Here is a 10,858-nt window from a genome sequence, read left to right as displayed (position 1 = left end):
TCATGAGGGGTAGGTCCTTCGCGCGGATGGGTTGTAGAGGTACTTCCATCCTGCGCTCGGGGACCTACCCCTTTCGCACGCTCACACCACCTGGCGCGTTAGCAACGTCATGACCCACAACACCTAGGAGGTCGGGTACCCGGAGCCCCTACCGCTCCGCCGTCCCGTACAGCGCGGCCACGGCGTCGACGTGGTCGGCGACGACGGCGGCCCGCTTCACCTTGAGCGTGGGCGTCAGGTGCCCCGACTCCACGGTGAACTCGATGTCCAGCAGGGTGAACTTCCGGATCTGCTCGGCGCGGGACACGGTGGCGTTCGCGGCGTCGACGGCGGTCTGCACCGCGGCGAGCACGTCGGGGTCCGTGGCGGCCTCCGCGGAGCCGAGCCCGGACTTCCCGTGCTCGGACGCCCAGGCGTCCAGGGTCTCGCGGTCCAGGGTGATGAGCGCCGCCACGAAGGGCTTGCCCTCACCCACCAGCACGGCCTGGGCCACGAGCCCGTGCTCGCGCAGCTTCTCCTCGAGCGGGCCCGGGGCCACGTTCTTCCCGCCGGCCGTGACGATCAGGTCCTTCTTCCGCCCGGTGATGCTCAGGAAGCCGTCCTCGTCCAGGGAGCCGAGGTCACCGGTGCGGAAGTAGCCGTCGTCCGTGAACGCCTCGGCCGTCGCCGTCTCGTTCCGGTGGTACCCGGCGAAGATGCCGGCGCCCCTGACCTGCACCTCGCCGTCGTCGGCGATCCGGATGCTGGTCCCGGGCATGGGGAGCCCCACGGTCCCCACACGGGTGAGGTTCACGGTGTTCACGGTGCAGGGCGCGGTGCTCTCGGTGAGTCCGTAGCCCTCCTCGACCAGGATCCCGGCGCCGCGGAAGAAGTGGGTGAGGTGCTCGTTGAGGGGGCTGGCGCCCGAGACGGTGTAGGTCACCTCCCCGCCGAACACGGCGCGCAGGCGCGGGTAGAGGATGCGGTCGAAGACGGCGTGCGCGGCGCGCAGCGGGACGGATGGTCCACTGCCGCCCCTCCCGCGCGCGTCCACGGCCCGCGACCAGGCGACGGCGGTGCGTTCGGCGGCGGCGAAGAGCCGGCCCTTCCCCGAGTCGGCGGCCCGCTGACCGGCGGTGGCGTGGATCTTCTCGAAGATGCGGGGCACGGCGAGGAGGAACGTGGGCCTGAACGTGCCGAGGTCCTCGAGCAGCTGCGCGGCCGAGCCGGAGTGGGCCAGGGTGATCCCGCCGGTGAAGCAGACCACCTGGACGGCGCGCGCCAGCACGTGGGCCAGGGGCAGGAACATGAGCGTGCGGGCGTTCTCCTGCTTGAGGAACTCGGGCAGGAACTCCAGGGTGTTCACGCCGAACAGGGCGAAGTTGCCGTGCGTGATCACGCATCCCTTGGGGCGCCCCGTGGTGCCCGAGGTGTAGACGATCGAGGCGGGGTCCGCGAGCTGCCGGGAGGACCGCGCGGCCTCCAGGACGGTGTCGGGCACGCCGTCACCGGAGCGCGAGAGCGAGCTCAGGGTCGCGAGGCCCCCGGCGCCCTCCTCGGTCAGCTGCACCACGGTGGTCGAGGCGGCCCGGCCGGCACGCTCCGCGGCGTCGAGCACGGTGGCGGCCTTGTGCGGATCCTCCACGAACACCACGGCGGGTGTGGCATCCTCGAGGATCCAGGCCACCTGGTGCGCGGAGGACGTCTCGTAGACGGGCACGGTCACCGCGCCGGCGAACCAGATGGCGACGTCGGCGAGCGTCCACTCGTAGCGCGTGCGGGACATCACGGCCACGGTGTCGCCGGGGCGGATGCCGGCGTCGATCAATCCCTTGGCCAGGGCGCGGACCTGCTGCAGGAACTCCGCCGCGGACACGTCCCGCCACCGGCTGCCGTCCCGCACCGCGTACAGGGTGCGCTGCGGATCGGCGTCGTGGGTGGAGAGGAGCAGGTCCGTGACGTTGCTGGTCTCCGGGAGGTCCACCAGGAGTTCGGTGATTGCTTCGCGCACCAGTGCTCGCTCTCGATTCTGCGGGGTCGGGGGCGGGCCTAGATCCAGCTCGGCAGCCACATGCGGTTGCGCCAGGAGTCGTAGGGGATGATCTCCGCCGTCCAGACCGGCAGGAAGTAGGCGGAGAGCGCCACCACCGTGGCCAGGAAGAGGCCCACCAGCACGATACCGCGCCGACGCCGGGCCGCACCCGACGCCGGGCCGCCCAGCACCAGGCCCAGGCAGTAGGTCAGGGACAGGACGAGGAACGGTTCGAAGGCCACGGCGTAGAAGGTGAAGGTGGTGCGCTCCGGGTACAGGAACCAGGGCAGGTACCCGGCGGCCACGCTGGTGAGGATCGCGGCGGCACGCCAGTCCCGCCGCCCGATCCAGGCGAACAGGAGCACCAGGAGGGAGAGCGCGGCGCTCCACCAGATCAGCGGGTTCCCCAGCACCGTGACGGCCTGCGAGCAGGAGTCCGCCCCGCAGCCCGAGGGCGTCTCGTAGAAGAAGGACGTGGGCCGGCCCATCACCAGCCAGGTCCATGCGCTGGCCTCGTAGGGGTGGTCCGAGCCCAGGCCCGAGTGGAAGGTGTAGGCGCTGCGGTGGTACTCGGCGAGGGAGCGCAGACCGTCCGGGAGCCACCCCCACTGCGCGGAGGGGTTGGTCTCCGCCCAGCGGCGGTCGTACGCATCCTCGGAGAGGAACCAGCCCGTCCAGGTACCCACGTAGGCCAGCGCCGCCACGGGTACCAGGGACACGAAGGCGAGCAGGCCGTCCCGGGTGGCTCCGGCCAGGAACCAGTGGTGCACCCCGGCGATCCTCCGTGCGCTCATGTCCCAGGCGACGGTGAGCAGCCCGAAGGCGGCGATGTACGGCAGGGCGGACCACTTGGTGCCCAGCGCCAGGCCCAGGCACACCCCGGCCACCAGGCGCCAGGGCCGGAACCCCAGGAACGGGCCGTAGGCCAGCCGGGCGCGGGACGGGAGGCCGTCGTCGGACGCGGACGCCTGCGCGGCGAGCCGCCGGGCCAGGCGGCGGCGTCCGTGGTCGCGGTCCGCGAGGAGGGCGGCGAAGGCCGCGAGGAGCCAGAAGCTCAGGAAGATGTCCAGCAGGGAGGTGCGCGATTCCACGAGGTGGTGGCCGTCCACGGCGAGCAGCAGGCCCGCCGCGGCGCCGAGCAGTGCGGAGCCGAACATGCGCTGGGCCACGACGGCGATCAGCAGGACGGAGAGGGTCCCCACCGCCGCTGCGGAGAAACGCCACCCGAAGGAGTTGTCCGAGCCGAACAGGAGCATGCCGAAGGCGATCATCCACTTGCCCACGGGCGGGGGCACCACGTAGTTGGGTGCCTCCAGCAGCACGTCGGGGTTCCCGGCGTCGAAGGACTCGTTGGCCTCCTCGGGCCACTGGCGCTCGTAGCCCGAGCGCAGCAGCGAGTACGCGTCCTTCACGTAGTACGTCTCGTCGAACACGAGCGAACCGGGCTCGCCGAGCCGCACGAAGCGCAGCACGCCGCCGAGCACGGCCAGGGCGAGGGGGAGGATCCAGCGCAGGGCCCCGCCCGCCGTCGTCGCGCCGAGCAGCCGGGGGGTCAATGCCGCCGGCGTGTAGGCACCGTGGGGAGGGGTCACCCAGCGCCCGCCCGGGGGAGCACCCCTGCGGTCGCGGACGGCGGTGCGGCCCACCCCGTCATGCTACCGGCGCCCCGCCCGCCTGCTCCGGAGGCCGGCGCGCGGATCCGCGCCCGGTCGGCCGCGCCCCCCGGTCACGCTGGAGCGGTGAGTGAGACCCAGGACCACGCCGGCCGAGCCCCGGCCCCCCCGCCCACCGGACCGGCCACGGACCACCGCGAGGCCCCCGACGGTGCCGGCGACACGCTGGAGCAGCCGGCGTCGCGCACGCAGCCGACCGCCTATCGCGGCACCGCCGGCGACGGCAGCGGTCGCGGACGCATCGTCCTCGCGGCCACGCCGATCGGCAACATGGGCGACGCCACCGAACGGTTGATCGGCCTCCTGCACACGGCGGACGTGGTGGCGGCCGAGGACACCCGGCGCCTGCACCGCCTGGTGCAGGCGCTCGGCGTGACCGTCACCGGCCGCGTGCTCAGCTACCACGAGCACAACGAGGCCGAGAAGACACCTGAACTGCTCGAGCTGGTCCGCGACGGCGCCACCCTGCTCATGGTCACCGACGCCGGGATGCCCTCGGTCTCGGACCCCGGGTACCGGCTCGGGGGGGCCGCGGTGGCGGGGGGGCGCGGTCCCCCCGCCGTTCCCGGCGCCTCGGCCGTGCGCGCCGCCCTGGCCCTGTCCGGTCTGCCCACGGACCGCTTCTGCTTCGAGGGGTTCCTGCCCCGCAAGCCGGGGGTGCGCGCAGGGCGGCTGGCGGACCTCGCGGCCGAACGGCGCACCATGGTGTTCTTCGAGGCCCCGCACCGGCTGGAGGCCATGCTGCGCTCGCTGCAGCAGGCCTTCGGCTCCGACCGCCCGGCGGCGGTGGCCCGGGAACTGACCAAGGTGCACGAGCAGGTGGTGCGTGGATCGCTCCTCGAGCTGCTGCAGTGGGCGCAGGACTCCGAGGTGCGGGGTGAGATCGCCGTCGTGGTGGCCGGCGCCCCGGAGGCCGCGCCGTCCCGCCCGGAGGACCACGTGGGGGAGGTCACCCGGCTCATCGACGGCGGGATGCGCCTGAAGGACGCCGTGGCGGCCGTGGCGGCCGACAGCCGGGTCAGCAAGCGCGAACTGTACGCGGCGGTGATCGCGGCGCGCTGAGCCGGGTCCTCGCAGGTCACGACGGCGGTCACCGCACCTGCGTCCCACGAGTGCGCCCATGTATCACGGGCCGGTGGGACCGGCGGCCCGTAGGCTGACGGCATGTCCACGTCAGTCGCCCTGATCCGAGGTGTGGGAGGGCCCACCGCCCTGAGGATGCCCGAGCTCCGCTCGGCGCTCGAGGACGCCGGGCTCACCGGCGTGAGAACCCTGCAGGTGGCCGGGAACGTCGTCCTCGACCCGGGAGGCCGGTCCGCAGCGGCGTGTGCCGAGCTCGTCCGGCGGACGGTGCACCGGAGCTTCGGCCACGATCTGCCCGTGATCGTCCGGTCCCACGAGGAGCTCGTGGACGCCGAGCGGCGGAACCCCTTCGCGGGTACGCAGGAGGGCCGCTGGGTGCTGACGGTGTTCCTCGAAGCACCACCGCGCCTTCAGCAGACTCCTGATCCGCCGGCGGGGAGCCCCGACCAGTTCGCGGTGGACGGCTCGGAGGTGTTCGTACGCTACGCCGACGGCGTCGGAACCTCGAGACTCCAGGCCGCGTGGTTCGAGAAGCGACTCGGTGTGGTCGGCACCGCCCGCAACGCCAACACCGTCGCGAAACTTGTCGAGCTCACCGCCTGATCCCGGTGTCGTCCACCAGGGCCTCGGCACGTTCTCGACCTGAGGAACCGTCCGACCACGGTGCCGGCGGAACGCCGGCAGGCTGCGGTCGGACCTCGCGTCGGCGATCGCACGGCGCCTAGGCTGGAGTCATGACTACATGGAGCCGCCACGTGTTCGGAGTCTCGATGATCTTCGCGGTGGGTGTGATGCTCCTTGCCGAACGGCTGCCCGCGGTCTGGGGACCGTGTCGCTCCTCGTCGTGGTCCTGGCCGCTTCCGTGTTCCTGACCTGCTCCGTGGTCGAGCACCGTCGCCGGAGGACCATCACCGGCACGGTGGAGTGATTCTTCACGGACACGCCTCGGCCCGATGCCCCTGAGGCCGTCGGGAGCAGATCCCCCCACGGGACATGTCGGTGAGCTGTCCCGGGTGAGGAGCGGTTGGCGGGATGGCGCCCGAACCGGTGGTTCGGGCGCCATCAAGGGACGTGGTCGTGCGCCGCTTCTTGACACACTGCCAAGCCCACTGATCAGTTGACCACGCGACTGTGGGGGAAGGTCAAGGCGGATCGACCGGATCCACCGGGCTCGCATGCTGTCACCCGATGTGCGTCGGTTCAGGGCCCGGAGTGCTCCGTGCAGATGACAGCGGCCAGTGCTGCCAGCGCGACGTGGTCCCCCGTCGCCGCGACGAGCTGCTGCGCGAGGTCCTTGACCTTGTGGTGCGAGTGCTGGCTGTGGTTGCTCAGGGCGAGGAACGCCTGGTCCGCGGTGAGTGTCTGCAGGGCCATGAGAATCCCCTTGGCCTGCTCGATCACGGATCTCGTCTCCGCGGAGCGTGCCACCGCCTCGTTCGCACGGCGGTGCGAGTCCTCGTGCACCGAGGCGGTGATGTCCGTGAGGAATCCGCGGATCCCCACCACCTCGCCGTCCTGCATCATCCGGTCGGCGACGGTGAGTACCTGGTGCCGGTGGCCGCGGGTGTCGACGACGGTGTGGTATCCGGCAAGGGGTCCCGCGTCGATGATGAGCTGGTCCCACAGCTCCCGTGCCCGCTCACGCTCGGACGGATCGAAGTGCGCCAGGCCGAGTTCGAGCGTCGGGACGATCTCCCCGCGTTCGTACCCGTGGATCGAGTACATCTGGTCCGACCACGCGAACCGCCCGGTCGCGAAGTCGTAGTCGAAGGTCCCCGTGGGGCAGTCGACCGTGCGGGTGTCATCGGAACTCTGCTCCTCGGACGGGAGGTCGGCAGGGTCGGCGAGGGCAGGGGAGAACTTCATCTGGTGGCACCAATCACTGGGAACCCGGTACGGGCCGGTGTCTTGACCCGCACCCACGTGTGCCCGCTGATCGTAGCAAGAGCCTCCGACACCGGTCGGGTGCTGCCGATCGGCAGCACTCGGGCGTCCCGATCAGGTGCGCATCCCGTTGACAGCCGGTGCGGGCGGGACGAGGATCGCGGGATGACCCAGCAGGAAGTGCTCCTCGCAGCCGCGTACCCCGCACCGGCCGCCGTCCCGGCGCTCCCCTGTGCGTCGGTGGCCGATTCCCCGACCACGGCCCGGGGGAGCCGCGTGTGAAGGAACGAGCGCCCTCGTCCTCCGGCAGGAACGACGCCGCAGCCCGGGTCGTCGTCGTGGACCTGGGGGACCCGCCCGAGTGGATTGCCACGCAGGAGCCGCTGCCGGTCCGACGACCACGGCGGGTGTCGCCCCGGACCCGCAACCTGGTACTCGGTACGGTCCTGGTGACACTCCTCGGGGTCGCCGGTGACACGCATCGAAGCTCCGGGCACCCTGTGGCAGGGGGTGACCGGCCGGACACGTGTGCCGCCCTCACGGCCCAGCAGGAGCGTGCTGCAGGTGACGAACCATCGGATCAGGGCATCCTCAGCGGGTTCTCCGCCGATGACTTCAATGTCCCGGGAGTCCTGGGGCCCGGTGCAGGATCGTCGAAGGTGGCCATGACGGTGTACCAGGTGGACGCGCGCACGGGCCGGGGGATCCTGCTGGCGTTCGTGGATTCGGACGAGCTGTGGGAGTTCTGCATCACCCCGGCCGAGCTGGAGGCGCTCGGTGCGGCACCGTATCCGGGCGAGGCCGAGCTGGGCGGGCTCCCCGAGGGTGCGGCGTACGTGTACCGGGAGGACCGGACCACGCTGGAGTACCGTGTCGCGGGGATCCGGCTCCACGACGGGTTCGTCGTCGACGCGCTGACTCTCAGGGACGGGCGCACCCTGCCGCTCGTGCCGTGAGCCCGTCGGGTGTGCGATGTCCGCCCGGAAGCTGCACGCGGTGCTCATGCGCATCACCCGCGGTGCCGGCATGACGGGTCCGACCGGGCCCGAGGGAGTGCATCATGGTCCGGGTGCACCCGGAGCACCCCGTACACCCCTTGTGCTGCCGTGCACGGCAGAGCACAGTGGGGTGGATGCGCTCCCATGTCCTCCTCGTCAGCGGCCGTTCCGGGGTCGGCAAGTCCACGGCGGCGCTCGCGCTCCACGAACTACTGGTCGAGAGGAACGTGCATCACGCCGTCATCGAGGGGGACTACCTCGACCTCGCGTTCCCGGCACCGCACCTCGCGTTCCCCGGCGCCGATCTCGCCGAGCACAACCTGGCCGCCATGTGGTCCGCGTACCGAGCACTCGGGCACCACCGGCTCGTCTACACGAACACGGCCGCTGTCCTCACGGCGTCGAGCCTCACCACCGCCATGGGGGATGACCCGCTGGTCACCGCGGTACTGCTGCGCAGCAGCGCCGGGCCGGCCCGGGCACGGCCCGAACGTCGCAACCACGGGGAGGTCGCCCCCGCCGAACTCGATCGCTGCAGCGCCATGGCCGAGCGGCTCGACGGCGAGGCCCCCGATTTCACCCACCGGGTCGACACCGACGACCTCGACCCCGCCGGGGTGGCGGTGAAGCTGCTGGAACTCACGGGATGGTGATGGTCGGGGCCGGGTGAGGTGCATCGTCCCATGGAGTGAGGGATGAACCGTGGGTGATCGGTGCGGTCACGGGCGGTGGCCTCCCCGGTCAGCTCGGTGAGCCGGCCCGGGACCTGCGGTGCGAATCGCGCTCCGAGGAAATCCTGGCCCCCTCCTGCCGTCCGCGACGAGTAGAGGAACTCCGCCGGTGGTGCAAGGTGAATCTTCACCGCGGTGCCCGGGCTCCCGGAGCTTAGGCTCGATACCGTCCGGCGCGGGATTCTTGTGAGGAAGCGGTGATCGCCATGGGGGCCGGGAACCACGGGGAGCAGTACGCCCTGACCTTCGAGGTGATGAGGCGTCTCAGCCTGTCCTCGGAGGAGGTGTGGATGCACTACCACAGCATGGGCGGCTGCCTCGAGGCCTTCGAGGTCGGAGCCTGTCTCCATGGACTGGTGCGGCTCCCGGCCGTGGACCGGGACATGATCGCCCACGCCGTCAACGAGCTGTACGACGACATCTGCCGGGGCGGCCGAGCCCCCTACAGCACAGAGCTCGTCGACCGTCCCCACGACGAGTAGGTCCCCGGACCGTCACCGCACGACCCCTCGTACGAGGGGTCGTGACACCACGGGTCAGAGCACCGCGGCTTTCTCGTTACCGCGCGACGCCCCGATGTTCACGAGGACGGCGGTTCTGCGCAACGGCGTCTCGAGCGCCGTCTCGAGGTTGGGGGCGACCTCGGCATGGATCTGCTCGATGATGCTGCGCACGTCGGCCCGCTGATCGATCTTGACGTCGAGGGTGAGCTCCGGTTGCGACGCACTCCCGCGGAGCAGCGCCGCGGCCGAGATCACACCGTAGATCCGCTCGACGTCGGATTCCACCGCGCTCGCCATCACCCGGGGCTCGCAGGTGGTGCGGCCGTCCACGGCGTCGTCCGCGTGCAACCGGAAGGTGCGTGCCTGGTTGCGCCGGGGCACCTGCGCGAGCAGCCAGACTAGGGCCAGGAGTCCGACGACGACGGCCACCACGGCGACGATCGCCGCGGCAGTGTCGGGGACGAAGACGTCCTGGAAGTTCTCCGGCAGCGCCGGGTCTCCCGGGGCGGGTGGTTCCAGACCCACGGAGGATGCCAACCCCGATGCCGTTCCCGACGCGAGGAGGATGCCGGCTGTGCCGAGCAGCAGCGCCACGACGCCGATGATCGCCAGCCAGGTCCGGTTCAGTGTGCCGGCGGTTTCCCTCATCGGGCTTTCCTTTCGTCATGGTGCGTGGGAAGACTCCGCCGGTGGGCCCGCGTGCTCGGGATCCGGCGGTTCGTGCACTCGATCCGGCCCTGCGCCTCGCCGCTCACGAGTCCGTCCTGACCTGAACGACCACCTTCGGGGCGGGGTCCACCCCGACCTGCTCGAGCTTGCGCTCGAGGGACCGCGTGAGTTTGTCCGAGAAGCCCGAGGCGTCGTGCAGGGGGGTGCGGACGACGGCGGTGACCTTCCGTGCGGTGGCACCGACCGATGCCGAGTCCACACCATCGGCCTCGTCCAGGTGCGAACCGACCAGTTTCGCGAGTCCGCGACGACTCATCACCGTCTCCGTGGTGTCCGCGTCCTCTCCGTCGGGATCCGTGAGCCGGATCGTGGTGTGCTGCCCGGGCAGGATCGCGGCCAGCAGGAGGAACACCCCGATCACGGCCAGGACGATCGCCGTCGCCCAGAGCGCCGGGCTCTCCCAGGTGAAGCCGGCGAGTGTCTGGCGGATCGGTGCCAGGAAACTCGGCCAGGTACCGGTGACGAGTCGGCTGATCCCCACCCAGGCACCCACCACGGCCAGGGCCAGCAGGAGTGCGGCGAGGATCGTCGCGGGGACGGAGCGGCTGGAGCGCCGGCGGAGCGATTGGGACCGTGGGGCGTTGCTCACAGGAGTTCCCTCCGGCCGGAGTCGTCGGTGTCCGTCACCAGGGAGGTGATCTCGATGTCCACCTGACGGACGTCGATCCCGCACAGCTCGTCGAGACGGCTGCTGATCCGCTCCCGGAGCCGCTCCGTCGTGGAGCGCAGCGGCGTGGGGTACCGGACACCCGCTCTCACCTGGAGGGAAGCAGTACGTCCGTGCAGCTGCGCCGAGACCCTGGGCCGTGCGTCCTCGTCGGCGTGGGAGCCGATGCCGAGGAATCCTCCGCTCGAGCCGTGGATGCCGGGGGTCTCGGCGGCCACCTGGCCCGCGATCTTCTCGATCGCCTTCTCGGAGATCGTGAGCGAACCACGGTCACCGGCGTCGAGGGCACCGCCGGCGTCGTCGCCGGTGTCCGTCTCGGGTGCGGGGGAGCGTCGACGGGTCGCGTTGCTCGGGGGTGCGGCGGTCATCGGCGGGTGCTCGAACGCCCGGTCAGGGCGCCCAGGTCGATCTTGCCCTCGATCAGACGGGCCACGAGGAGCCCGAGGGCGCCGAGGACGGCGACGGTCAGGAACTCCCCGAACCCGCCGAAGGCTGCGGCCCAGCCGAGGACGAGACCGGTCACGAGGCCCATAGCTGTCGTATTCATGGTGGTGCCTTTCACGGAACAGGAGGAGGAAG

Annotated in this window: 12 protein-coding genes; 5 read left to right on the top strand and 7 right to left on the bottom strand. The window is 71.3% G+C overall.

The window, feature by feature from the left end; translation table 11 throughout:
• Nucleotides 1–148: 148 nt before the first annotated feature.
• Entirely contained in the window at nt 149–1,990 is a 1,842-nt protein-coding gene (locus AC792_RS04270; protein WP_049829328.1) for an AMP-dependent synthetase/ligase, read from the bottom strand.
• A gap of 38 nt (nt 1,991–2,028) precedes the next feature.
• Nucleotides 2,029–3,657 (bottom strand): dolichyl-phosphate-mannose--protein mannosyltransferase, encoded by a 1,629-nt coding sequence (locus AC792_RS04265; RefSeq protein ID WP_082177399.1) that lies wholly within the window; start codon nt 3,655–3,657, stop codon nt 2,029–2,031.
• A 267-nt stretch (nt 3,658–3,924) separates the two neighbouring features.
• Between AC792_RS04265 and rsmI the strand changes: the two genes are divergently transcribed.
• Both rsmI and AC792_RS04255 read left to right on the top strand, forming a co-directional pair.
• Nucleotides 3,925–4,746 (top strand): 16S rRNA (cytidine(1402)-2'-O)-methyltransferase, encoded by an 822-nt coding sequence (gene rsmI / locus AC792_RS04260; RefSeq protein ID WP_049829339.1) that lies wholly within the window; start codon nt 3,925–3,927, stop codon nt 4,744–4,746.
• 102 nt (nt 4,747–4,848) lie between these two features.
• Entirely contained in the window at nt 4,849–5,370 is a 522-nt protein-coding gene (locus tag AC792_RS04255; protein ID WP_082177396.1) for a DUF1697 domain-containing protein, read from the top strand.
• Nucleotides 5,371–5,967: 597 nt separating this feature from the next.
• Here the strand turns inward: AC792_RS04255 and AC792_RS04250 are convergent.
• Entirely contained in the window at nt 5,968–6,633 is a 666-nt protein-coding gene (locus AC792_RS04250) for an ANTAR domain-containing protein (protein WP_049829326.1), read from the bottom strand.
• 296 nt (nt 6,634–6,929) lie between these two features.
• Here AC792_RS04250 and AC792_RS04245 point away from each other — a divergent pair, with 296 nt between their 5' ends.
• From AC792_RS04245 to AC792_RS04235, 3 genes are all read left to right on the top strand, one after another.
• On the top strand, nt 6,930–7,607 hold the full coding sequence (locus AC792_RS04245; RefSeq protein ID WP_049829325.1) for a hypothetical protein: 678 nt from the start codon (nt 6,930–6,932) through the stop codon (nt 7,605–7,607).
• A gap of 176 nt (nt 7,608–7,783) precedes the next feature.
• The gene (locus tag AC792_RS04240) at nt 7,784–8,302 is read left to right on the top strand and encodes an adenylyl-sulfate kinase (RefSeq protein WP_049829324.1); all 519 of its coding nucleotides are present in this window, start codon (nt 7,784–7,786) and stop codon (nt 8,300–8,302) included.
• Nucleotides 8,303–8,577: 275 nt separating this feature from the next.
• On the top strand, nt 8,578–8,862 hold the full coding sequence (locus AC792_RS04235; protein ID WP_082177395.1) for a hypothetical protein: 285 nt from the start codon (nt 8,578–8,580) through the stop codon (nt 8,860–8,862).
• Nucleotides 8,863–8,916: 54 nt separating this feature from the next.
• On the opposite strand, the gene AC792_RS04230 is transcribed toward AC792_RS04235, so the two are convergent.
• The 4 genes from AC792_RS04230 to AC792_RS04215 form a co-directional block, all read right to left on the bottom strand.
• Nucleotides 8,917–9,531, bottom strand: a complete 615-nt coding sequence (locus tag AC792_RS04230) for a hypothetical protein (RefSeq protein ID WP_049829323.1) — start codon at nt 9,529–9,531, stop codon at nt 8,917–8,919.
• Nucleotides 9,532–9,634: 103 nt separating this feature from the next.
• On the bottom strand, nt 9,635–10,201 hold the full coding sequence (locus AC792_RS04225) for a DUF6286 domain-containing protein (RefSeq protein ID WP_049829322.1): 567 nt from the start codon (nt 10,199–10,201) through the stop codon (nt 9,635–9,637).
• A complete protein-coding gene (locus AC792_RS04220) occupies nt 10,198–10,647 on the bottom strand; it encodes an Asp23/Gls24 family envelope stress response protein (protein WP_049829321.1) in 450 nt (149 codons plus the stop codon). The genes AC792_RS04225 and AC792_RS04220 overlap by 4 nt, the downstream gene beginning before the upstream one ends.
• On the bottom strand, nt 10,644–10,826 hold the full coding sequence (locus AC792_RS04215; RefSeq protein ID WP_049829320.1) for a hypothetical protein: 183 nt from the start codon (nt 10,824–10,826) through the stop codon (nt 10,644–10,646). The genes AC792_RS04220 and AC792_RS04215 overlap by 4 nt, the downstream gene beginning before the upstream one ends.
• Between the last annotated feature and the right edge of the window lie 32 nt (nt 10,827–10,858).

Origin of the sequence: Arthrobacter sp. RIT-PI-e (assembly GCF_001187915.1) — a bacterium.
Taxonomy (GTDB): Bacteria; Actinomycetota; Actinomycetes; order Actinomycetales; family Micrococcaceae; genus Arthrobacter_D.
Note: the sequence above shows the minus strand (reverse complement) of the source record. Positions and strands in the feature narration are given on the sequence as shown.